This is a genomic window from Bradyrhizobium sp. HKCCYLS3070, from assembly GCF_051167575.1.
In the GTDB taxonomy this organism is placed as follows: Bacteria; Pseudomonadota; Alphaproteobacteria; order Rhizobiales; family Xanthobacteraceae; genus Bradyrhizobium.
This window is the reverse complement of sequence record NZ_JBNPTI010000001.1, coordinates 1,422,452-1,444,842: the sequence shown is the minus strand read 5'-3', so window position 1 is coordinate 1,444,842 and position 22,391 is coordinate 1,422,452. Positions and strand designations below refer to the sequence as shown.

General features: G+C 64.3%; 27 protein-coding genes. 23 read left to right on the top strand and 4 right to left on the bottom strand.

From position 1 onward, the window contains the following. Positions 1-4 precede the first annotated feature (4 nt). On the bottom strand, positions 5-703 hold the full coding sequence (locus ACQR03_RS06735) for a hypothetical protein (RefSeq protein ID WP_434841119.1): 699 nt from the start codon (positions 701-703) through the stop codon (positions 5-7). Between the two features lie 47 nt (positions 704-750). Between ACQR03_RS06735 and ACQR03_RS06730 the strand changes: the two genes are divergently transcribed. The 5 genes from ACQR03_RS06730 to ACQR03_RS06710 all read left to right on the top strand — a co-directional run bounded on the left by ACQR03_RS06730 (position 751) and on the right by ACQR03_RS06710 (position 6,434). Further along, complete coding sequence (locus tag ACQR03_RS06730; RefSeq protein WP_434841118.1) at positions 751-1,368, top strand: hypothetical protein; 618 nt, start codon at positions 751-753, stop codon at positions 1,366-1,368. Continuing rightward, positions 1,365-5,555 (top strand): DNA methyltransferase, encoded by a 4,191-nt coding sequence (locus tag ACQR03_RS06725; RefSeq protein WP_434841117.1) that lies wholly within the window; start codon positions 1,365-1,367, stop codon positions 5,553-5,555. The genes ACQR03_RS06730 and ACQR03_RS06725 overlap by 4 nt, the downstream gene beginning before the upstream one ends. Beyond that, positions 5,552-5,809 (top strand): LuxR C-terminal-related transcriptional regulator, encoded by a 258-nt coding sequence (locus ACQR03_RS06720; protein ID WP_434841116.1) that lies wholly within the window; start codon positions 5,552-5,554, stop codon positions 5,807-5,809. The genes ACQR03_RS06725 and ACQR03_RS06720 overlap by 4 nt, the downstream gene beginning before the upstream one ends. Then, positions 5,806-6,042 (top strand): hypothetical protein, encoded by a 237-nt coding sequence (locus ACQR03_RS06715; protein ID WP_434841115.1) that lies wholly within the window; start codon positions 5,806-5,808, stop codon positions 6,040-6,042. Before ACQR03_RS06720 ends, ACQR03_RS06715 begins: the two co-directional genes overlap by 4 nt. Positions 6,043-6,173: 131 nt before the next feature. Then, complete coding sequence (locus ACQR03_RS06710) at positions 6,174-6,434, top strand: DUF2312 domain-containing protein (RefSeq protein ID WP_434841209.1); 261 nt, start codon at positions 6,174-6,176, stop codon at positions 6,432-6,434. Positions 6,435-6,451: 17 nt separating this feature from the next. On the opposite strand, the gene ACQR03_RS06705 is transcribed toward ACQR03_RS06710, so the two are convergent. Next, a complete protein-coding gene (locus ACQR03_RS06705) occupies positions 6,452-7,252 on the bottom strand; it encodes a hypothetical protein (RefSeq protein ID WP_434841114.1) in 801 nt (266 codons plus the stop codon). A 116-nt stretch (positions 7,253-7,368) separates the two neighbouring features. Between ACQR03_RS06705 and ACQR03_RS06700 the strand changes: the two genes are divergently transcribed. The 8 genes from ACQR03_RS06700 (at position 7,369) to ACQR03_RS06665 (ending at position 14,134) form a co-directional block, all read left to right on the top strand. Next, positions 7,369-7,746, top strand: coding sequence for a hypothetical protein (locus ACQR03_RS06700; protein WP_434841113.1), 378 nt, complete (start codon positions 7,369-7,371; stop codon positions 7,744-7,746). A gap of 171 nt (positions 7,747-7,917) precedes the next feature. Then, positions 7,918-9,066 carry a hypothetical protein gene (locus ACQR03_RS06695; protein WP_434841112.1) on the top strand — a complete coding sequence of 383 codons (1,149 nt, stop codon included), beginning with the start codon at positions 7,918-7,920 and terminating at the stop codon, positions 9,064-9,066. A 20-nt stretch (positions 9,067-9,086) separates the two neighbouring features. After that, on the top strand, positions 9,087-9,776 hold the full coding sequence (gene nusG / locus ACQR03_RS06690; protein WP_434841111.1) for a transcription termination/antitermination protein NusG: 690 nt from the start codon (positions 9,087-9,089) through the stop codon (positions 9,774-9,776). Between the two features lie 178 nt (positions 9,777-9,954). Then, positions 9,955-10,287 carry an HNH endonuclease gene (locus ACQR03_RS06685; RefSeq protein ID WP_434841208.1) on the top strand — a complete coding sequence of 111 codons (333 nt, stop codon included), beginning with the start codon at positions 9,955-9,957 and terminating at the stop codon, positions 10,285-10,287. Between the two features lie 68 nt (positions 10,288-10,355). Then, the gene (locus ACQR03_RS06680) at positions 10,356-10,850 is read left to right on the top strand and encodes a hypothetical protein (protein WP_434841110.1); all 495 of its coding nucleotides are present in this window, start codon (positions 10,356-10,358) and stop codon (positions 10,848-10,850) included. Beyond that, positions 10,850-12,664 carry a terminase large subunit gene (locus ACQR03_RS06675; protein ID WP_434841109.1) on the top strand — a complete coding sequence of 605 codons (1,815 nt, stop codon included), beginning with the start codon at positions 10,850-10,852 and terminating at the stop codon, positions 12,662-12,664. Before ACQR03_RS06680 ends, ACQR03_RS06675 begins: the two co-directional genes overlap by 1 nt. A 16-nt stretch (positions 12,665-12,680) precedes the next feature. Beyond that, on the top strand, positions 12,681-12,848 hold the full coding sequence (locus tag ACQR03_RS06670) for a hypothetical protein (RefSeq protein WP_434841108.1): 168 nt from the start codon (positions 12,681-12,683) through the stop codon (positions 12,846-12,848). Continuing rightward, positions 12,845-14,134, top strand: coding sequence for a phage portal protein (locus ACQR03_RS06665; protein ID WP_434841107.1), 1,290 nt, complete (start codon positions 12,845-12,847; stop codon positions 14,132-14,134). Before ACQR03_RS06670 ends, ACQR03_RS06665 begins: the two co-directional genes overlap by 4 nt. Positions 14,135-14,176: 42 nt before the next feature. On the opposite strand, the gene ACQR03_RS06660 is transcribed toward ACQR03_RS06665, so the two are convergent. After that, positions 14,177-14,842, bottom strand: a complete 666-nt coding sequence (locus tag ACQR03_RS06660) for a DUF4145 domain-containing protein (protein WP_434841106.1) — start codon at positions 14,840-14,842, stop codon at positions 14,177-14,179. A gap of 328 nt (positions 14,843-15,170) precedes the next feature. On the opposite strand from ACQR03_RS06660, the gene ACQR03_RS06655 reads away from it, so the two are divergent. After that, the gene (locus ACQR03_RS06655; RefSeq protein WP_434841105.1) at positions 15,171-15,893 is read left to right on the top strand and encodes an HK97 family phage prohead protease; all 723 of its coding nucleotides are present in this window, start codon (positions 15,171-15,173) and stop codon (positions 15,891-15,893) included. 34 nt (positions 15,894-15,927) lie between these two features. Here ACQR03_RS06655 and ACQR03_RS06650 read toward each other — a convergent pair whose 3' ends face one another. After that, positions 15,928-16,983, bottom strand: coding sequence for a PIN domain-containing protein (locus tag ACQR03_RS06650; RefSeq protein WP_434841104.1), 1,056 nt, complete (start codon positions 16,981-16,983; stop codon positions 15,928-15,930). A 301-nt stretch (positions 16,984-17,284) separates the two neighbouring features. Between ACQR03_RS06650 and ACQR03_RS06645 the strand changes: the two genes are divergently transcribed. The 9 genes from ACQR03_RS06645 to ACQR03_RS06605 all read left to right on the top strand — a co-directional run bounded on the left by ACQR03_RS06645 (position 17,285) and on the right by ACQR03_RS06605 (position 22,391). Further along, a complete protein-coding gene (locus tag ACQR03_RS06645; protein WP_434841103.1) occupies positions 17,285-18,664 on the top strand; it encodes a phage major capsid protein in 1,380 nt (459 codons plus the stop codon). Between the two features lie 180 nt (positions 18,665-18,844). Further along, positions 18,845-19,270, top strand: a complete 426-nt coding sequence (locus ACQR03_RS06640; protein WP_434841102.1) for a hypothetical protein — start codon at positions 18,845-18,847, stop codon at positions 19,268-19,270. A 103-nt stretch (positions 19,271-19,373) separates the two neighbouring features. Then, on the top strand, positions 19,374-19,775 hold the full coding sequence (locus ACQR03_RS06635) for a hypothetical protein (protein ID WP_434841101.1): 402 nt from the start codon (positions 19,374-19,376) through the stop codon (positions 19,773-19,775). Positions 19,776-19,778: 3 nt separating this feature from the next. After that, complete coding sequence (locus ACQR03_RS06630; protein WP_434841100.1) at positions 19,779-20,453, top strand: hypothetical protein; 675 nt, start codon at positions 19,779-19,781, stop codon at positions 20,451-20,453. 25 nt (positions 20,454-20,478) lie between these two features. Beyond that, the gene (locus ACQR03_RS06625; protein ID WP_434841099.1) at positions 20,479-20,742 is read left to right on the top strand and encodes a hypothetical protein; all 264 of its coding nucleotides are present in this window, start codon (positions 20,479-20,481) and stop codon (positions 20,740-20,742) included. A 3-nt stretch (positions 20,743-20,745) separates the two neighbouring features. After that, positions 20,746-21,135 (top strand): hypothetical protein, encoded by a 390-nt coding sequence (locus ACQR03_RS06620; protein ID WP_434841098.1) that lies wholly within the window; start codon positions 20,746-20,748, stop codon positions 21,133-21,135. Beyond that, complete coding sequence (locus ACQR03_RS06615; protein WP_434841097.1) at positions 21,135-21,434, top strand: hypothetical protein; 300 nt, start codon at positions 21,135-21,137, stop codon at positions 21,432-21,434. Before ACQR03_RS06620 ends, ACQR03_RS06615 begins: the two co-directional genes overlap by 1 nt. Then, the gene (locus ACQR03_RS06610; RefSeq protein WP_434841096.1) at positions 21,434-21,904 is read left to right on the top strand and encodes a hypothetical protein; all 471 of its coding nucleotides are present in this window, start codon (positions 21,434-21,436) and stop codon (positions 21,902-21,904) included. The genes ACQR03_RS06615 and ACQR03_RS06610 overlap by 1 nt, the downstream gene beginning before the upstream one ends. Before the next feature lies 1 nt (position 21,905). Then, entirely contained in the window at positions 21,906-22,391 is a 486-nt protein-coding gene (locus ACQR03_RS06605; protein WP_434841095.1) for a hypothetical protein, read from the top strand.

Genomic DNA, 22,391 nt, shown 5'->3' with positions numbered 1-22,391 from the left:
CGCTTCAACGGGCATCTTGAAAGCGGTTTTGCAGCCGAGGGATCTCATCTTCGAGAGCATCCAGGATGAACTTGCATGCGGCTTGAACTGGCCTGCACCTCGCCGAGTGGAGGCGCAAAAAGTCATCAGCAACTCGATTGTACGTCGAGCCGATCAGAGCTCCCGGAAAGTTAATAGTCCAGCTGTCGTTTGCGCATCGCGACAGCGCGCCCTCGATTATGGGAATAATCCGCTTCAGCGTTTCGAGGGGCACCACAGCGGTCGAAGGCATAAGATGCAAATTGGCCCAGGCCTCTTTGATTTCTGGCGGATAGGCAATTGCGATCTGATCGGGGATGACCCTGATGCTCGTCTGCAGTCGAAAATCGGTCGGGAGCCTTTCGTCTATGAGGTAGGCGGCTTTATTTGCATCCGACAGCGTCTGCTTTACGGCTGCTCGAAGCCGCAAGAACAAGCCGAGCTGCTCATTTCGTCGTCGACGCTCTGCCTCCTCGCGGTCGTGATCAACTTTGGCCATCGCGCCCTTGTAGGCGATCGTAGCCGGGACCAGTGCAAGCGTTGGCGCGATGATGGCGGCCATCACCGTCTGCCACTCCTTCAGCTTAGATACGTCAATAGGTCCCAAGAGCCCAAGCCATACGGCGAAAACGACCGTGAACATGAGCAGGGCAATGGCCAGAACGTCATAGCGCTGATTGGGCATAGGCGAAAAATGCCCGTGCACGCTGGCATTGTCGAGAGGTCCGCCGCATGACGTCAGCGGATGTCCTCACAATTCCCATCCTCGGTACTACCGCCGGGCCGCCGCTCGGCCGGGGCGGCGAGTTCTTCCTGCCCGAGCAGGGCGAGATCTTCGAACATGAGAACATGCGCTATCGCTCGCCGGCGACGCGGCTCGGCGGGCTCGCGCTCGATGACGGCCGCCTGGCTGGCCTCGCCGCCATCGTTCCATTTGACCAGGTTGCATTACTCCAGTCGCGACGCGTCGCTTCGGGCCGAGATCATGGAGGCGGCGGAATGACGGTGCTTTTCAGCCATCCCGAACTAATCAAGCACTTCAGAAGACCAGAGCGCCACGCGTCTCCATTCACCGTCTCGTATCGTAATTCCGTCCCAGTCGAGGGTTGGATGCTGCCGCCGAAGTTCAGCGACGGCGTTCTGATAAAGCATCATTTTGTCGGCAGACAGTATGCCCGTCGCGGCAATCCAGTTCGGATCGCCGCTTTTGGCTGGCTTCGCTTCTCGCAACACGATCGCGACGCCCCCTGGAGGGCGAACGCTTCGGATCAGGTCCTCAAGGCATTCCTGCGCGCCCTTGATTGGTGCCATCGAGCCGTCCTCCTCAACGTGCCGAGCCTTAGCATATGACGGCTGCAAAGACCATCTGCGACCCCATCCTCCGCTCCGCCGCCGGCGAACCGCCGCTCGGCCGGGGCGGGGAGTTCTTCCTGCCGGAGCAGGGCGAGATCTTCGAGCATGAAAACATGCGGTATCGCTCGCCTGCGACGCGGATCTGCGTGCTCGCGCTTGATGGGGGCACCTGGCTGGCGTCGCCGCCGTCGTTCCATGTAACGAGGCCGCAGTTTGCCAGCCGCGGCGCGGCGCTGCGGGCCGCGATCGCCGCCATGATCCGGCGCGCGCGAAAATACATGCGCAACAGTGAGGGGCAGGGCACGCACTGGACCGAGGGGTTCGGCGGCCGGGTGATCGACTGGGCGTTGTCGCTCAAGCCGATGGATAGCCGGCTTAAGCCCGGCCAAGACGCCGCGGAGGAGAAACCTGACTGTTGGATGTTCACCGGCGATGATGCCGAGCAGCTGACCCGCGACCCGGTCGTGCGGCATCTGGCCGAGGCACATGCCAAGCGTCGGCAGTTTCCGGCCAAGCATATCTTCTCGATGACCACGGCGATTGATGATGGACGGATCGTCTCGATCGGCACCTGCGGGTGCAGCCACGTCATCAAGTTCGGTTCGAACGATTTCGTCCGGATGAACGCAGCGATCGAGGCGCACTGGCGCCGGCATGGTGATGGCCCGATGGTCGACGGCCGTGGCGTGCCGATCAAGCCAGGCGATGGCGCGCGCATCTCGGCAGCCAAACAGAAGGTCAGCGGCGCGCCGATCGTGGCCGGCGTCGAAAATGGAAAGATCGAACTGAGCGCGGAGGATGGGGCCACCAACTCGGCTGCAAAGCCTGGCAGGCGACGGAAGGCGGACGCGCACCCCAAAGCCGCCGACATTCCGGAGTCAGCCAAGGCCGCGTTGACAGAGCCGGACCTGCTCGTGTGCCACGCGGGTGAGTTCGGCTCAACCGGGATTCAGAGCTCTGGCGGCGGCGTGGATCGGAAACATGAGAACACGCTCTCCACTGACCGAGCCCCAGCCGGCGTAGCGCCCGGCCCGTCAGAAGCTATTGCGGCGGCGTGCCAGCCGTCGGTGGCCGAACAGATCGATTGGGATGGGCTGTGGTCGGTCGCCTGGCAGCTTCCACTCGACGACATCGTCGCTCACGATCTGGTGGCTCGGGGACTGATCTTTGCGATCGATCCCAAGGATCGATCGCGCGGCTTCAATCCGACGCAGTTGGGCTCGGAGCGCGTTGAAGCGCTAAAGCCGCTCTTCGATCTGCAGGAGACGCGACAGCGGCTTGGTCTGGTCAAGAATTCTGACGGGCCGTGCCCCGTACCGTCCGCCTCGGCGGCGACGCAAACGGCCTGCGATGAAGGGGGAAGCGCTGGCGCTGGTTTAGCCAGCGACGGACCGGCGCGTAGGATGTCCGATGATGACGGCTCTTTGGCGCCCGGACGGATCTCACAATGCGAGGATGACGCCTCGCCCGGCCCGTCAGATGCCGATGCGGCTGCGCAAATTCCTGTCTCGGCGAAGCCTGCGCAAATTTGCGCAAGCGAAGACGGATGCGAAGGCGATGACTACCTCGCCGGCATCATGGCCCGCGCTGACGCTGAGGACGTCGATGATCTCGCGATCGACTGGCCGTCTTATGACCGCTTCCTCGAGGACAAGATCGTCGTCGCGCCGCTGCGGGGCATCGAGGTGCCGCGGGAAGCGCTGCATCCGTATCTGAAGCCGCATTGCAAGGACCTCACCGTCTGGGCGCTGCGGCTCGGCTGCGCGGCGATCTTTGCCAGCTTCGGGCTGCACAAGACCGCGATGCAGCTGGAATGGTGCCGGCAGCTCGCCCGCCACACCGGGCAGCCGACCTTGTCGGTGGTGCCGCTCGGCGTGCGCCACGGCTTCATCAAGGAGGCGCTCAATCTCGGCATGGATGTGCGCTTCATCCGCACCACGGCGGAGCTCGACGACCTCTATTGCGACGGCGTCCGCCACTTCCTGACCAACTACGAGAGCATCCGCGAGGGCAAGCTCGACCCGAACGCCTTCGGGGCCGTCAGCCTGGACGAGGCCAGCGTGCTGCGCAGCTACGGCTCGAAGACGTTCCAGGAATTCCTGCCGCTGTTCGCAAAAGTGCCGTTCAAGCTGGTGGCGACCGCGACGCCGTCGCCGAACCGCTACAAGGAGCTGATCCACTATGCCGGCTTCCTCGGTGTGATGGATACGGGGCTCGCGCTGACACGGTTTTTCCAGCGCAACAGTGAGAAGGCCGGCGACCTCACGCTCTACCCGCACAAGGAAGACGAATTCTGGATGTGGGTGCACTCCTGGGCCGCCTTCCTGCAGAAGCCCAGCGAGCTCGGCCATTCCGACGAGGGATACGAGCTGCCGCCGCTCGACCTGCGCTGGCACGAGGTGCCGGCGGATCATTCCCGCGCCGAGCCGGAGCGCGATGGGCAGGGCGTCATGTTCCGCGACGTCGCCGTGTCGCTGCAGGGCGCGGCCAAGGCGCGGCGCGATTCATTGCCGGCGCGGATCGCCAAGATGATGGAGATCATCGACAGCGATCCCGACGCGCATTTCCTGCTGTGGCACGACCTCGAGGCCGAGCGCGAGGCGATCGAGCAGGCGCTGCCGGAGGTGGTCACGATCACCGGCTCGGGCATGGGAATCGACGAGCGCGAGGTCCTGCTCGCCGATTTCGAGGAGGGGCGCACCAAGTATTTCGGCACCAAGCCGACCTTGAGCGGATCCGGCTCCAACTTCCAGTATCACTGCCACCGCATGATCTTCGTGGCGCTGCCGGGCTTCGGCTACAAGTTCAACGATTTCATCCAGGCACTGCACCGTCTGTTGCGGTTCGGCCAGACCCGCCAAGTGATCGTCGACATCATCTACGCCGAGGACGAGAGGGCCGGCCGCGCCGCGCTGGAGGCGAAGTGGGCGCTGGACGCCGAGATGCGGGCGCGCATGAGCGAGATCATCCGCGCCCACGGCCTCAACACGCTGCCTTTGCGTGACGCGCTGCTGCGCGCGATCGGCGTGCAGCGGGTGGAGATCGAGGGCAAGGGCTGGCTTGCGATCAACAATGACGCGGTCGCCGAGTGCCAGGCCTGGCCGGAGGCCTCGGTCGACCTGATCGTGACCTCGATCCCGTTCTCCAACCACTACGAATATTCGCCGAGCTATCGCGACTTCGGCCACACCGACGACAACGGCCATTTTTGGTCGCAGATGGATTTCCTCACCTGCGAGCTGGCGCGGATGCTGAAGCCCGGTCGGCTCGCCTGCATCCATGTCAAGGACCGCGTGCTGTTCGGCGCCGTCACCGGCGAGGGCGTGCCGACGATCTCGCCGTTCCATGCCGAGGCGATCATGCACTATCGGGCCCACGGCCTGCAGTTCATGGGCATGATCACGGTCGTCACCGACGTCGTCCGCGAGAACAACCAGACCTATCGGCTCGGCTGGACCGAATGCGCCAAGGACGGCACCAAGATGGGCGTCGGCTGCCCGGAATACGTGCTGCTGTTCCGCAGGCGCCAGAGCGACCGCAGCCGCGGCTATGCCGACGTGCCGGTGACCAAGGACAAGGAGAGCTACACACGGGCGCGCTGGCAGCTCGATGCCCACGCGTTCTGGCGCTCCTCCGGCAACCGGCTGCTGTCGACCGCCGAGTTCGCCCATCTCGAGGCCGCCGATCATGCCCGGCTGTTCGCGAAGATCTCGGCTGACAGGGTGTACGACTACGAGGCGCATGTCCGCATCGGCGAGGCGCTGGAGCGGCAGGGCACGCTGCCGGCGACCTTCATGGCGATCGCGCCGGGCTCGCACCATGACGCCGTCTGGCACGACGTCAACCGCATGCGCACCCTCAACATGCTGCAGCAGCGCAAGGGCGCGGAGATGCACCTGTGCCCGCTGCAGTTCGACATCGTCGACCGGCTGATCGAGCGCTTCTCGAACGAGGGCGAGCTGGTGTTCGATCCGTTCGGCGGGCTGATGACCGTGCCCTATCGCGCGCTGTTGAAGAAGCGCCGGGGCACCGCAACCGAGCTGTCGGCCAGCTACTTCATGGACGGCGTGCACTATCTGCGCCTCGCCGAGGAGCAGATGGCGACGCCCGACCTGTTCGACCTGATGGCGTTCGACAAGGCAAACACGTCGGCCGGCGACGACATGATGGAGGGGGCCGCATGAGCCGTGAACAGGAGACTGCCGGCGAAGCCGCGCCCATCAGCATTCGCGAGCGCTGCCCGGCGCTGTCGCCGCGGGAGCGTGACGTCTGCCTCGAGATCATCAGGGGCGGTACCTGCAAGGAGATCGGCCGGCGGCTCGGCATGAGCGCGCGAACCGTCGAAACCCATCGCTGGGACATCTTCCGCAAGCTCGGCATCGCCGGCTCCGCCGCGCTGGTGATGCACGTGCTCGGCAATCCGGAGGTCGTGCCATGAGCCGCAGGTCCGCGATCCGCCAATACTTGATCGACGATCTCGCCACCATCCTGCGCAAGCCGACGGCGGAGCCGACCGTGCTGCCGTCCGAGATCATCGCGATGGTGCTGACGGTCACGCAATGGACACCAGGCCGCATCGTCAGTCCTGACGATCTCGTCGTCGAGCAGATTCTGAGCTCGCTGAAACAGGGCGGCTTCACCATCACGCCGATCGTGAGCGAGCAGCGATGAGCGAGAGCACGATCACGCTGAGCGTCCCCGGCCACCCGCCTGTGACGATGACCGAGCAACAGTTTCGAGAGCGCACGGCCGAGATCGTCCGGCGCAACAGGGGGAAGGCGGACGTGAGCAGCAACACCGGCATTGACGGCCAGAAGGATGCGCCGTCGACGCGCTTCGCGCTCGATCAGCTCAGGTCGATCATCGAGCGCATCGAGCGGCTGGAGGAGGAGAAGAAGGCGATCTCCGAGGACATCAAGGACGTCTACGCCGAGAGCAAGGGCAACGGCTTCGATGTCAAGGCGCTGCGCACGATCATCCGGATGCGCAAGCAGGATCCGAGCGAGCGCCAGGAAGAGGAAAGCATCCTCGAGACGTACATGCAGGCCCTGGGGATGTTGTGATGATCTCACTCACCAAGTTAGTTGGCGACCCAAAGCTGAGGAACCGCGAGCGGCGTGAGATTAAGTCCGCTCCCATCCGGCGCTTCGCGCACTTCGAAAGCAAAATTTGTCACGTGCGGGCTCTCGTCGAAAGAGTACTGAACGCAACCAAGAACAACTACTTTTGCGCCGCTGCCTGGAGCTGCGAACGTGTAGTGAGGTATCTGCAGTTCGCGCTTGTCTGCTTGGTTGGGAAAAAGCGTCCTGCCATTCTCCGCCGGAGTCGCTTCAGCAAACGTCAACCATTGTTCGCCCCGCTCAACGTGGCTGCAGACCTGCGTTTGCACGGCGACAGCGTTTTCGACTTCGTTCATGCGATCGATCTTGCTTACCCAACCAGCCGCATAGGCAATCACAGAGAATGCGGGGGTAGGTCCGATGTTCCGCAGTGTGACGGACAGCTTCATCGCACAGCCGTAGGCGGTCGGTTTGACCGGGCAGACTGCAGCGGGCATCTCCTCGACGGCAATCCACGGTCGCTGTGTGTTGCGTGCAAGCTGAGTCTGATCCTGAGCGGCCTTCGACTGCTTTCTAGCTTCTTCCAATTGGGCAAGGGCAGCCTGGGACTGCTTACGAATTTCATCGAGCTGCAAGGCGACCGAGCCCGTTTGCGTTCGCGCCTCAATAAGTTGTCCCTGGAATATCTCAGACGCGTGCTTGGATTCGAGCCAAGCTGCAAGCGCAAGCAATGCCAGCGCGAACGTGCCGTATACGGTCCACCACTCGGCTGCGAAAAACCGCTTTGGATCGGATGGGCCGTTCGTTGGGCTCGCAGGCAAGTCCGAGCGGTGATGCCGTGGGCGGCGCAAAGGGCGAACGGGCAAAGAGCTTCTTGTCATAATGTGCTGAGTTTGCCGCGTCGCACGGTAATTGTCGAGGGGGCGCGATAGTGCGCATGGCGGCCGACATTGTTTCGCTGATCGAGGTGCGCTGGCTTCCGTTGCAGGATGACAAGGTGCTGCAGGGCATGTGGTCGCGGCGCGACATGGGGACTTCCTTCTCGTTCTGGCGGGATTGCGTCGTCGATCCCTACGGCGAGGATGCGCCCAATCACGTCAAGGCCACGGTCTACAACGCGATCGCCATCCTTTTCATCCGTTCGGAGATCGCGGCGCGATCGCGCATGGCCGAGTTCAGCCCCGGCTTCGGGCTGAACGCGCAGACCCGCGCCGAGGCGCCTGGTGCGGCCGACCAGCAGCGGATCGCGCGGGCGCGTGCTGCCGCGCAGATGAGCCTGACTGCCGCCGCGTTCGGCGATCCGTCGCCAGGCTAATCAGCGCTCGACCGGCGCGGCTGCAGCGGGCCGCGCTAGCGGACGCAACTTCGTCCGATCGCAGGACGTCATGTCGTGCGTATTGCGTCGCGTCGTGTGAGCGACGGCTTCTAGGGCCGTCCCGCTATCAGACTTTTCAACAGGCCGGCACTGCCGGCAGACAGGTGCACCGTGGGCCGCCCTCGACTTTCCATCATCCCGGCCGGCGCGATCTTCGATCGCTCGCTGGAGCCGCGCGACCTGCACGTGCTCAACCTGCTCGGCTGCCACACCGACAGGGCCGGCTGGTGCAGGCGCAGCCAGGTCAGGATGGCCGCGGAGTTGAATTGCGGCCGCGCCTCGGTGCAGCGCTCGCTGGAGCGGCTGGTCGAAGCGGGATGGGTCGAGAAGAAGCGGCCGCCATGGAGCAGCGAGGCCGGCCAGCCTTCGGCGAGCTACATGTATCGCGTGGTGCTCGATCGCGACGACGAGGTGTCAACCGCTGATGACGATGAGGCTGACGTCGAAACGAGCCATGCAGAGACCGCAAGTGAGGAGGGGGGGTGCCCACCGGTGGGCACCCCTGCCCAGCCAGACGGGCACCCGGGTGCCCAGCCATGTGTGGGCACGGGTGCCCACACATACGTGGGCACCAAGAACGACCCCTTAGAACGACCCCTTCTTGAACGTGAGAGAGAGGCACGCGCGCGAGATCGCAATGCAAGGTTTCTCGCCGCCTTCGAGGCGCGATGGCCGACCGCGGCCGCCGACGATCGTCAGCGCACGGCGTTTGCGGCGGAAGCGCTGAGCGAAGCCGAGCAGGAAAAAGCGCTCGCTGCGATCGGGCCGTTCCTCGCCACGCTCGAACGGCTGAAGCGCAAGGGCGTTCCGGCCGGCTGGCGCTATCTCGAGGAAAGACGCTGGACCTTGCTGGACCAGCCGGAGGCCAAGGCGGCCGTGCCGGAGCGCTACGAGCGCAACAGCGTCGAGGCCAGAGCGATCGAGGCGCTGCATGAACTCGCCGGCTGCAGCGAGTTGTTCCGCAGAGCCTACTGCAAGGACGGCGCGGTGTTCTACCGCAAGCATCCGGTGACGCCGCAGCTCGCAGCGCTCGCCGGGCTGCCGGCACAGGACGCGTGGGTGACGCTCGACCGCAGCGGCGCCGGCGCGTGGGAAGGCCTGCTGCGCAACTACTTCGCCGAGGGCGTGGTGCGACGCCGCTTCCGCGAAGGTAGCCGCGCGCCATGGCCGTTCCCGCCGTCTGCGACGGGCAAGGTCTACACCGCGACCGGTCCGCCCCAGGTGGCGATGACCGAGCAGGATGCGGCGGATTTTACGTGAGGCAGCAGGAGCAGGGAAAGATGCTGACGATGAGCAAGGACAATCTGAAGGACGTGCGCGCGGCGACCGGGGAGATCGTCAGGGGGCAGATCGTCGGGATCGTTGACCCCGTCGATCCGCGGATGGCTGACATGGCGGTGGGTCTCTCGGCCACCTGGCACCTGATCGAGACCTATCCCAACGAGGAGCGGACGGTCGCGGCTCATCTCGTGGCGCGCCGGTTCGGCATCTACGTGCCCGAGACGCAGCAGACCATCATCCGGCGCGGCCGCAAGGTCGAGGTCACCAGGTTGATGTTCACCAGCCTGATCTTCGTGTTCGTTTGGGGGATCGAACGGCACTGGAAGCGGATCATGAGCGTGCCCGGCGTGGCGCGCATCAGGACCATCACCGCTGCAGGCGACCAGACCATTCCGCTCACCGTGCCCGATCACGTCATCGACAGGATCAGGGTGTGCGAGAACTACGAGCGGCCGATCAGCGAGGAGGCGCTGGAGCGGGCGATCTATGGCGACAAGAAGGGCAGGAGCCACAAGGGGCGGCGTGCCAGGCATCGCCGCGAGAAACTTGTGTGGCGCACCTGGGACGCCTTTCAGGACGGGATCAACAGTGTTGACTCCGAAACACGGAATCAGACACTGATGGCTGCGCTGAGCCTCCCGTCGCAGCAGCCGCTTGTGGGTAGCGTGGTCTCCGGGGTGGCGGACTGAAGCGAAAAGCGCGCTTCATCAATCCCGTACTATGTACCGAGAGCCCCGGCATCGTCCGGGGCTTTCGCTTATGTGAGGGCGCCGAACCACTGGGAAGCGGTCAGTTCCCTCGACCTCGTCGGAGTGATCAGGACACAACGCCACCGGCACCCTGCGCCGGCGGCGTTGTCGTTTGGTGATGGTGCGGATCAGGAAGCTTTCACCGCTGGTGCCGAAGGGCGACGGCCGAACCGTCGCCGTCGCTCCAAAGCGTGCGGATCCGGAGCTGCTGACGTCGGAGCACCGGGCCTGGGCCGAGCGCGTGTGTCGTCGCGCAGGCTGGCGCTGCGAACGGATCGAGGATAGCCGACGCTGCGAGGCGTCGCGCGCAACGGGCCAGCGCATGGTCGCAGACCATATCATCGAGCGCGCGGACGGCGGTGCCCTCTACGATGACGCCAACGGCCAATGCCTCTGCGTCGCTCACAACACCAAGAAGGGCATCGAGGCCCGACGCGCGCGAAGGGGGTAGGGGGTTAAATTCCTCCCATCCCCCGCTTTACCAACCGCACGTTTCCTCATTCGGGGATTTTTTTCTTCATGGGCGAAGTTTTTGACCTGTTCGGCGACCCGGTGCCGGCCAACTGGGGCGAGCGCGGGCGCCCCGGACACATTCCGACGCAGCAAAATCGGAATCGTGTCAGCATGTTAGTTGCGCTCGGATGGGGCAACGGACGGATCGCCGCGGCGTTGTTCATTACGGTGCCGACGCTGCGGAAGCATTATTTTTCCGAGCTGCATTATCGGGCCGTCGCACGTGACCGGCTGACCACCGGGCTATTCATGAAGCTGTGGGAGCAGGTGCAGGAAGGCAACGTCGGCGCCATCAAGGAATTCCGCGCGATGCTCGATCGCAACGACCTGATGCTGTACGGCCACGCCGCCCAGCCGTCGAGCGGCAAGCCAGCGAAGCAAGCCAAGCAGCCGAAGCTCGGCAAGAAGGAAGCGGCGATCGCCGCCGCGCAGAACCCGGATCGCGGCTCGGCCCTCGGTGACCTGATCGCGCAGCGCCAGGGCGGCGGCCGTCCTAACTGATGTGGGACCTGAGCTGCGTCGACTGGGCGGATCGCCTGCGCGACGGCCGGTCGCTGGTCCCTGACCTGCCGCTGATCGACAGCGAGGCCGAGATGGGCCTCGCGATCTTCGACGAACTGCAGCTGCCGGACGTTCCCGGTACGCCGCGGCTCGGCGAGGCGGCCGGCCCTTGGTTTCGCGACATCGTCCGCGCGGCGTTCGGCTCCTGGGATCCGGCCACGCAGGTCCGCTACATCAGGGACATCCTGGCGCTCGCGCCGAAGGGATCGTCGAAGACGTCCTATGGCGCTGGTCTCGCGCTGACCCTGATGCTCATGAACAAGCGCCCGCGCGCCGAGGGCGTCTTCATCGGCCCGACGCAATCCATCTCCGACCGTGCCTATGAGCAGGCGGTCGGCATGATCAACCTCTCGCCGGTGCTGAAGAGCCGGTTCGCCGCCAAGGAGCATCTGAAGACGATCGTCGACCTGTCGAACGATGCCGAGATGCGGGTCAAGACCTTCGACCTCAACATCCTCACCGGCGGCATCCTGATCTTCGCGCTGCTCGACGAGCTCCATCTGCTCGGCCGCAACGTCCACACCACCAAGGTGCTGCGCCAGGTCCGTGGCGGTCTCGACAAGACGCCCGAAGGCCTGTTCCTGATGACGACGACGCAGTCCGACGACGCGCCCGCCGGCGCGTTCAAGGACGAACTGATGATGGCCCGCAAGATCCGCGACGGCCATTATCGCGGCAAGACCATCCGCGCGATGCTGCCGGTCCTCTACGAATTCCCTGACGACATCGCCAAGAATCCGGCGAAGTGGCAGGATCCGGCGAACTGGCACATGGTGATGCCGAACCTCGGCCGTTCGGTGCACCTGTCAACGCTGGTGCCGGACTGGGAGACGGAGAAGGCAAAGGGTGAGAAGGCCATCCGCGTCTGGGCCTCGCAGCACCTCAACATCGAGATCGGCATCGGCCTGAAGACCGATGCCTGGGCCGGCGCCGAGTTCTGGGCCGGCTCGGAAGACGAGACGATCACCTTTGAGCTGCTCCTGGAGGTCTGCGACGTGATCGTCGCGGGCCTCGACGGCGGCGGCCTCGATGACCTCTACGGCGGCGCCTTCCTGGGCCGCCACAGGGTGACGAAAGAGTGGCTCGCCTGGGCGCGCGCCTGGTGTCACAAGAGCGTGCTGGAGCGTCGGCAGTCGATCGCCTCGCGGCTCGAGGACTTCAAGGCCGCCGGAGAGCTGACGATCTGCGAGCACGCTGGCGAGGACGTCGCCGACATCGTCGAGCTGATCAGGATCATCAAGGACCGCGGCCTGCTCGGCGGTGTCTCGGTCGATCCGGCCGGGCTCGGCGAGATGGTCGAGGCGCTCGCCGCGATCGAGATCACGGTCGAGAACGGCCTGCTGGTCGGCGCGCCCCAAGGCTTCGGCATGATGACATCGATCAAGACGGCGGAGCGCCGCCTCGAGAATGGATGCGTGCCGGAGGATCAGCGCAAGGCCGATCTGTCGATGCGCCACGCGAAGTCGGCACAGATGGATTGGTGCGTCGGCAACGTCAAGATCGAGCCGACTGCGACCGCGATCCGCGCCACCAAGCAGAACGCCGGCGACGCCAAGATCGATCCATGGGCGGCGCTGATGAACGCGGTGGCGCTGATGGTGCGCAATCCGCAACCGGTCGGAGGACACTCCGGCTGGAACACCGACGATCTCGATGCGCTGATGGCGAAAATCGATGCCGCAGCCGAGCAGATGGCCCTGGAGGATGCGAACGGTGGCGGGAAAATTCTCCACGGCGTTGGCCGGCCTGCGTAGTGGCGTTCGTGCCGCTATGCGCCGCGTCCCGCATCTGCTGATCGACCTTCTCGGCTTCGCCGGGGCCGGGTCGATCGCCTATGGCGCCTGGTTGATCTATGTGCCGGCGGGATTCCTTGTCGGTGGCACGCTGATGCTCGGGCTGTCGATCCTGTTCGGCCGTCGGCTCGAGGTCCGCGAATGAGCCTGTTCGGAGCGCTCGGCCGCGAGCTCAAGGCGACCGACAGCCTGTCATGGGGACAGATCAACGACCTGTGGGCGGGCCTGTTCGGCAGCTACCAGTCCCGCTCCGGCATCGCCGTCGGATGGAAGACCGCGCTGCGCGTGACGACGTTCCTGGCCTGCGTTCGCCGCATCTCGGAAGCCGTCTCGACGGTTCCGACGAAGGTCTATCTGAAGCCCCGTGGCGGCCAGCGCACCGAGGCCTACGACCATCCGCTGTATGAGCTGCTCGGTTCCGAGCCGAACGAGTGGCAGGATCCGCTGCAGTTCAAGGAAATGATGGCGGTGCACTGCGCCGTCACCAACAACGCCTATGCGTTCAAGAACAGGGTGCGCGGCAAGCTCGTCGAGCTGATCCCCATCGTTCCCACGCATGTGCAGCCGAAATGGTCGCCCGAACGCACGCCCTACTACGTGGTGACCGCGCCCGATGGAACGCAGGAGACGTTCGGCTATGACGAGATCCTGCATATTCGTGGACTGTCCTGGGACGGGCTGAACGGCCTCGATGCCGTGCAGCTGCTGCAGGAGCCTCTCGGACTTGCGCTCGCGACCGAGCAGACCCACGCGATGCTGCATGCCCATGGCGCGCGGCCCTCCGGCATCGTGTCGGTCAACAAGAACCTCGACGAGAAGGAGCTGGTCCGGCTCGCGGCCTGGGTCAAGAAGCACTACAGCGGCCTCGACAATGTCAGCCGCGTGATGATCCTGGATAACGACGCCAAGTTCACGCCGTTCGACATGAAGGGCGTCGACACGCAGCACATCCAGCTGCGCACGCATGAGATCGAGAGCATCTGCCACGGGATGGGGGTGCTTCCGATCGTCATCGGCCATCCCGCAGAGATGGCCGCGCGCGCGGCCGCAGAAACCCTGATCGCGATGCACCTGGTGCACACGATCAGGCCCTGGCACCGCCGCTTCGAGAAGGCCTTCGACCGTCAGCTGCTGACGCGCGATGAACGCCACGCCGGCCACTACACGAAGTTCATCGACGGCGAGTTCCTGCGTGCGACCGCCAAGGACCGCGCCGAATACAACAAGGTTGCGCTCGGCGGCGGCGGCAATCCGGGTTGGGCCACGATTAACGACGTCCGCAACTGGGACGACATGGACGAGTATCAGGGTGGCGACCACATTTACGCCCCCGTCAATGCTGGGCCGATCGGGCCGGACGGAATCCCACGCGTTGCCCAGCCCGCGGCGGAGCCGCCGTCGGGAAAGCGTGAGATCACTGGAGGAAATTGAGACCGGCCCGGTGAAGACACGTGCAACACCAGCGATCGCCCATCAGGGTGCAGTTTGTCCGCGACGGACAGCTCTGCGAGCTTCAGCATCTCTAAGTCTACCAGGCATCGTATACAACGTTTCAAGGACCTCGACTGTGAAGTCTTGTATGTCTAACGCCTCAGTCTGGCCCAGGGGAGCGTTATGTACTCCGTCGTTGGCATCCTCCCGTATCGCGTCAGCCAGCTGTTCAAGCTCTCTTGGAAGAAGACCATTTGAGAATAGCCACGCTAGCCGCGGCTTTAGATTATACCGGGTTCGGTTGTCAGGAGGTGGCGTCGGCGCTGAGGCCATCCGCTCTTTCGAGATTTGATCAAGAATTTTGCGAAACATCGCACTTGAGGCATTCCACGCTCCAATGGCAACGCATTCGGTCGCCTCGTCGAACATAAGCTTGAGATCTTCTGGTGTGTGTTCAGGCGCTGGAATCACAGCCCCTTTTGGTCGAATTAGATGTTGAATGAACACGTAATTGTCCATCAGCGTACCTTTGAAGGTAAGCAACTGGCTGAGGGGCCAAGTGGAGGTCACCGCCCACAGGGCGGACCCGAAGCAGGCGCGGCATCGGAGAAAGAGTTCGAACTGGCCTGAGTTCTCGATACCTGCAACGACATCGTGCGTCATGCGCTTTACTGGACATCTGGCACAGTCGAGGACCATCATCGCCATCTGCTACCCCCCATTCCCGTAGTGTTAGCGGCGCTTGCCGGCTGCCAGGCTGAGCCCCGGGCAGGCGCAGATATGCCCGATAGGAACGCCTCCGCGCGGGTACCGATGGCGCGGTCTATCTTCCCCGTAATCCAAGGAGGTCAAAAGAATGTCAGGCGTCCGCGTCGCTGGCAAGGTCAATTGGTTCTCCGACGTCAGCGGGTATGGGGCGAACGTTCCGGCCATCCCCGGCGTTTAAGCTCCCGCTGATCATGCTCAAGACCGACAACAAGACACGGACGCGCGGCTTCTTATCGCGCAATCGTCACCCGCAGCTGAGGCTAGTTTCATGAGCCAACTCGAGCGAAAAGCCGCCCTGGATTCCGCGCGGCGCGCGGTAAGCTTCCAATATAAATTCGTCGAGGACGGCAATCCGGCCGGCACCTTCGAGGGCTATGGCTCCGTCTTCAACAACGAAGACGACGGCGGCGACATGATTCTGCCCGGCGCGTTCACCGGCGTGCTGGCGCGGCATGCCGCCAAGGGGACGATGCCGAAGATGCTGCTGAATCACGGCAGCATGGGCGGCTTGTTCGGCGGCGGCGATCCGACGTCGGACATCCCGATCGGCTGCTGGAGCGGGATGAGCGAGGACAGCCATGGCCTGCAATGCAAGGGCCGGCTGATCAACCTCGACACCGAGTGCGGCAAGCGCATCTATGGCGCGATGAAGGAGAAGGCGCTCGACGGCCTGTCGATCGGCTACCGCGTCGGCGATTTCGTCCGCGGCACCAAGCCAAACGAGCCGCGCCGGACCATCAAGACCATGAAGGACCTGCCAGAGGTCTCGCTGGTCACATTCCCGATGAACGACCTCGCGCGCACCGGCGGGGTCAAGGCGGCGGACATCCGCACGGTCCGTGATTTCGAGGAGTTCCTGCGCGAGAGCGGGGGGTTCTCACATGCCGCAGCGAAGTCGATAGCAGCGCGCGGGTTCAAGTCGGCGGATAGGGAGCCACCCGGTATTGAAGCGCTCGCCGTGGCGCTCCGTGATCTGCGGCGGGCCATCTAGGTGAGGCGATCTGTGCGGCTCTGAAAGCGCTATGTCAACCGGCTTGAACGACCATGTCTCTTGTGAGCAACTCGGACTCCTTAAAGAGCAGGGTAGCTAGGTCGACGGAGATGTACACCTTAAGCCGGGCATCTGTATGTAACCAGCGTTCTAGTTCGGTGGGTATGATATCATCGTCTCGATCGCGCAGCTCCTCTTCGTCAAGAAAGCGCACCTTGACGTCGAGAACAGCAATGGCTTGCAGAATTATCCCGATCTTGGTCCCGTCAAACGCCGCAACGCTGTAATCGTCGACAGCAATTATCTCCCGCAGTGTGGCCTCGCGAACGGTAGCGTCGGTAAGCGGACCGTAGTAGACGAAGTCCACACTATCCAGATTGGCCTCTATTGCGTCGACGAGTTGCTGGTCGAACCCAGGAGACGCGAATACGAGGTCCACGATGGCCGCAAGGTCCGTCTCGCTTTCCGCGGTAGCCGCGGCGAGAATATCGTCGATAGTGTGCAACGGAATGAGCACACCGTGGCTTTCCGCGGCGCGGCGGAGGGCGGCATCCCCGCTGACAACGTACATCGAGACCTCCTTGCTCTTGCAATGCCGAGCTAAGCTTTCGACGACGAATGCGTCTGGAAATTCCTTGCTGCTACGGGTATCAAACGGAGGTAGGCCCGCGAAGTAGCGATCGAAAATCAGCCCCGCTGGAAGATCGCACGCCCGAATCGTGTTTGCATTTAGGCCTCCGAGCAATTTCGTAACGAAGCTTACCCACGCAGCGTCTGCGAGCTCTAAACCGTTCACGTCCTGCACAGTTGTGTTCGGACGGCCAGTGATCTGGGCAATTCGATTGAAATCTCTCGAGAGCCGCTTCGCCGCTACTGCCTTCTCCACAACGGTCTCCTTCAGCTGTCGCTGAACTTCGGCCAATGTGATGTCGCACACGTGTAAGACAAGGCGGCCAGCATCGACTTCGCTAGCGAGCAGAGCAAATTGCGTGTTATCGAGGTTAAATCCCGCTCGCCGATAAACCTCCGTATCGAGGAAGAGGTGACGGGTTCGTAGTGGCTCTTGAGTTCTGGGCGCGCGTTTGGTCATGCCTATTGATAGCGTTCGACCAGGCGGTCGGCAATATATAGCAGAGCGGGCCGAGGCTGACCGCCGATGATAGCGGCGTTCCCAGCTGAGGCGGTAGAGCGTAAGTCACGCATCTAGAGCTTGCCGCGATTGTCGCGCGGCGAAGCCGGTCTGGTACCGGCAAGCCCGTCCGACTTGGCTGGATCCTCGGGATGAGGCCGGCCGAACCACCCGTCAGAGCCTCGGGATGAGGATGACATCCTGCGCCGCGTTCGGCGGTGTGCGCCACCCATCATCAATCCAACATCACAGAGAGGCAGCAATGGCCGATATCGAGGACGTGCTGGAAACCGCCCAGCGCGAGATCAAGGCGATCGGGGAGAACGTCTCCGATCTGAAGCGGAGCATGGAGAAGGATCTTGCCGCCGTGCGCAAGCTGGCGGAGGATGCGCCGAAGAACGTCGTCGGTTCCTCCGAGTTCAAGAAGGACATGGAGGCGATCACGGCGGGCGTGCTCGAAAAGCACGATGCGCTGGCGAAGCAGGTCAAGGCGATCGAGGAGAAGGCGCTCAAGGACGCCCAGGATCGCATGGACCAGCTCGAGAAGAAGTTCAACCGCGGCCGTCTCGGCGGCGGCGGTGACGTCGAGACCGAGCTGAAGGATGCTCGCGACTTCACCCGCATCGGCATGGCCGCGCGCGGCGAGCTCAAGGTCGGCGTGCCCTTCAACGAGGAGAAGGTCGACGTCGCCAGCTTCGACGCCTACAAGAGCGCGCTGCCGATGTACCTGCGCCGCGACAAGGACGGCCAGGGCGTCGACATGAAGGCGATGTCGGTCGGCTCCGATCCGGAGGGCGGCTACTTCGTCACGCCGGCGATGGGGCGGATGATCACCGGCGTGGTGTTCGAGACCTCGCCGATGCGCGACATCTGCAACGTCGAGACCATCTCGACTGACTCGATCGAGTATCCGCGCGACGACGACGAGGCGTCCGCCGGCTGGGTCGGCGAGCAGGAGGATCGGCCCGAGACCGGCGCGCCGAAGGCCGGCATGCAGCGCATCCCCGTGCACGAGATGTATGCGATGCCGAAGGTCAGCCAGAAGCTGCTCGAGGATGCGAGCTTCGACATCGAGAACTATCTCGGCCGCAAGATCGGCGACAAGTTCGGCCGCGTCGAGGCGACGGGGTTCGTGTCGGGCAACGGCGTGAAGAAGCCGCGCGGCTTCCTGACCTATGCCAGCGGCACTTATGTCGCCGGCAGCTCCGGCAAGCTCGAGCAGGTTGCGGCCGGCACCGGCGGCAATGTCGGCTGGGACGACTTCATCAACACCATGACGGCGCTCAAGGAGTACTATCTCTCAGGCGCCAACTGGCTGATGCAGCGCGCGACCGTCGGCAAGGCGATGCTGCTCAAGGACGGCTCGGGCAAGTACATCTGGCAGCCGAACCAGCAGGCCGGCAAGCCGGGCATCCTGCTCGGCTACGAGGTGCGGCAGGCGGCCGACATGGATGCGGTCGGCGCCTCCAAGCTGCCGGTCGCGTTCGGCAACTTCAAGATGGGCTACACCATCGTCGATCGGATCGGCATGTCGACGCTGCGCGATCCGTTCTCGGCCAAGCCGTTCGTGCTGTTCTACACCCGCAAGCGCGTGGGTGGCGACGTCACGAATTTCGAGGCGATCAAGATTCTCGCGACCTAGTGCGAAGCGAGAGCTTCGCACGCGCGCCCTGCGTAATGCGAAACATTGCGCGAGGCGCGAGCCCCGGCCTCAACCCTATCGCCTGCGCAAATTCTCGTCCCGGCCTGCGCAAATTTGCGCAGGCGGCGCCGGATGCGCAGGCGGCTACCCCGTTCAGATCGAAACAAAGGGAGCGCAAGCATGCGCGAGCTTCACGATAACATCGACGTCAAGCGCGGCATCTCGCCGGCTGCGGCGACAACTGACAACACGGCCTTCGTGTCGCAGATCCTGGACACGCAGGGCATCTACAGCGCCGAGTTTGTCATCCTCTGCGGTTCGCTGGCCGATGTCGATGCGACCTTCGCCGTCCTGGCGGAGGAGGGCGAGCAGGCCAACCTCTCGGACAATACCGCGGTCGACGACAAGGACTTGGTCGGGCTGGAGACCGCGGCAAGCTTCGACTTCTCGGCCGACAACAAGGTCTTCAAGCTCGGCTTCCGCCCCAGCGGCAAGCGCTACAAGCGCGTGACCATTACGCCGGCGAACAATACCGGCAATGCCTTCATTGCCGGAGTCTGGATCACGCGGCCGCTGTTGACGCCGACACCGAACCCGCCGGTCTGATCCGGCGTCGTCTCTTTTGGCAACGCCGGGCGCGGCCCGGTTTCGTGGATGGGTGGATGCGCAGATCTGCGCATCCTGGTTCTGAACCAATCAGGAGATGGCAGTGACGACGCAGTCCAACAGCCAGAACGTCAAGGTAGGCATCGAGCAGGGTGGTAGCCGCCTGTTCGTCAAGAGTGGCGGAGAGCTCGACATCGAGGCCGGCGGCGCCCTGAAGCAGGGAGGCGTCGCGTTGAAGTTTGCCCGCGGTCAACTCACCACGGTCACGGCCGCCGATACGGTCGTAACCGGCCTCGCGACCGTCGTCTCGGTCGTGGCGTCACTGGAGTCCGACCCGGTCGACAATCCGTTCATGGTGTCTGCCCAGATCGGCGACCAGGCCGGCGCGCCGGCGGCGGGCTCGATCATCATCAAGACCTGGCAGAACACGACCGGCACGGATCCGACGCCGGCGGCGGCGACCACCTTCGGCAAGAAGGTGAATTGGATCGCGATCGGGACCTGATCCATGCGCTCGGTGGTGGAGGTGCTGTCGCCGACGGGCAGCGAGCGGCTGACGACGCTGGAGCGCGTCAAGGGCGAGCTGGATATCACCGGCACGGCGAGCGACGTGATCCTGCTGGCCAAGATCGACGAGGCGTCGTCGGACATCGCCGCCGCGGTCGGCAAGCGGCTGCCATCCGAGGTCGTGCGGGAGACGTTCTGGCACGACGAGGCGGTGCATCCGCATCAGGCCTATCGCCGGGCGCTGCCGACCGAGACCACGCTGTTCCTCAGCCGCACGCCGGCCACGACGATCACCTCGGTGACGATGGACGATGTCGCTCTCGACCCCGCCGATGTCCGGCTCGATCCGGAGGCCGGTCTGCTCGACCGTCTTTCGAGCGGCTATCCCTGCGCCTGGCGGTTCTGCAAGTCGGTCGTCGTCGAATATACGGGCGGCTTCGTGCTGCCGGGAGAGACCGGCCGGACGTTGCCGCCGGGCATCGAGGGCGCCGTCGTCGCGCTGGTGTCGTCCTATTGGGCGAGCAAGGGCCGCGATCCGACGCTGCGCGCCGAGGACATCCCGGGCGTGATGCGCCGGGAATATTGGGTCGGCGCCGTCGGCGACCCGGAGTTGCTGCCGCCGCGTGTGCTGGCCTCACTGTCGCAGTTCCGACGGCCGGTCATTGCCGTCGCCTGATCCCGGAGCAGACATGTCGGATGAGTTGGAATTCCAGATCGCGAAGCTTGCCTTGGGGCCGGACGATATTCTCGTCTTGAGGTCAAGCCGCATCCTGACGGCCATTTCGGCGGCTGAGCTGGAATCCCGTATTGCGCATCGCTTCGGGCTGCAGAGCCGCGTGATGGTCGTCCAGCCGGATTTTGAGCTGTCGGTGGTCAACCGCAGCGATGTCGCGTCTTCGGCCGCGGCGCCGACGGCATCAGCTTCGCCGGCTGCTCCGCAGAGGCAGCGCGGCGCGCGGACCTGACGAATGTCCGACCTGATCGCCGCGCTCGACCGTGCGCTGGCCGATCGCGGCGAGGACTTCGTCCTCCGTCGCGTGACCGGCTCTGGTGCCTCAGTGACCAACACCGACGTCACCTGCCGCGGGCGGATCGATGCGGTGACGGTGGAGCAGGTCGCGGCGGGCATCAAGGCGAGCGATCTCAACGTCATCCTGTCGCCGACGCAGATCAATGCCGCGGGGTGGCCGGGGACGACGGATCCGACGCCGGCGCCGTTCAACGTCGATCCGCGGATCCCGCGCGAGAACGGCGCCGACAAGGTGATCATTCGTGGCGTGCTGCGCCAGATCCTGTTCTGCAAGCCGTTCTTCGTCGGCGGCGAGCTGGTTCGGATCGAGCTGAGGGTCAGCGGCTGATGACGCGCGTGTTCGATGAGGCCGACTATCGCCGCCGGCTCGACCAGGCCGACGATCTGTCGACCGGAGAGGAGCTGCGGCTCATCCTCAAGGGCGCTTCCACTGGGCAAGGGCTCAACTACGTCGATGCGCGCAGAACGATGATCACGGCAAAGCAGGACGCGCTGCGCCGCGCCCGCAAGGAGCTGGTGAAGCGGTTGCGCCAGGAGGACGATCGCATCCGCAGCCAGTCGATCCTGCCGGTCGACATCACCGAATGGACCGAGACCTCAGGCGACGAGCTCGTGAAGCTGCCCTGATGCGTTTCGTCTATCGCCTGCTGGACATGAACGAGATCGCGCAGTTCGTCCTCCAGACGCTGCGCGAGCGCTCGCCGGTCGGCTCCGGCGATGATCCGCATCCGGGGCTCTACCGCGACAGCCACATGCTGTTCATCAACGGCCACAACGTGCCGGACGCCAAGGGCTGGAAGCCGGGGCAGGAGCTCGAATTCTCCAACCCGGTGCCGTATGCGCGCAAGATCGAACTCGGCAGCATGAAGGTCAGCGCGCCGCCGCATGTCTATGAGGAATCGGCGCCGCTGATCTCCGCGCGCTATGGCAACAGCGTCAGCGTCAATTTCGTGTTCATGCCGGTCAAGTTCGGCTCGGTCCAGGCCTATAGCCAGTCGCTGGCCGGGCAGGCGGCGGGCGGCCGCCGCGGCGGCAGCCGCAAGGCGCGGCAGGACTGGCTGGTCCGCCAGCCGGCGATCATCATCAGGGCGCGCTGACATGCCGGACTATGCAGGGGCGGAGGACGCCATCGGCGCGCGGCTCACGGCACAATGGGTCGATGGCGCGACGCCGAAATCGCTGATCGTGTTCGGCAACAAGCGGCCGGATCCGCCGTTCCCGCCGATCGACGCCGCGACCGGCAACCCGGCGCCGTTTTTGATCTGCGAGGTCGTGGGCACCTCGAGCAAGCCGCACACCTTCGGCGCGCCGGGCAACCGCTTCTTTCGCTATGACGGCCTGATCATCCTGCATGCGCTGGTCGCGATCGACGAGGGCAAGGCCAGGGCCACGCGATACGCGGTCGACGCCTCGGAGATCTTCCGCGCCGCGACGTTCTACACCGATGCCAACGGCTCCTATGTGCGCACCATCGCGCCGTATCCGCCGGACGGCGGCGGCAGCGCCGAGGTCGAGGGCGTCGCCGCCGGCAGTCTCTACCGCGTCACCGCAACCACTCCGTTCGAATATTTCCACCGCGCCTGA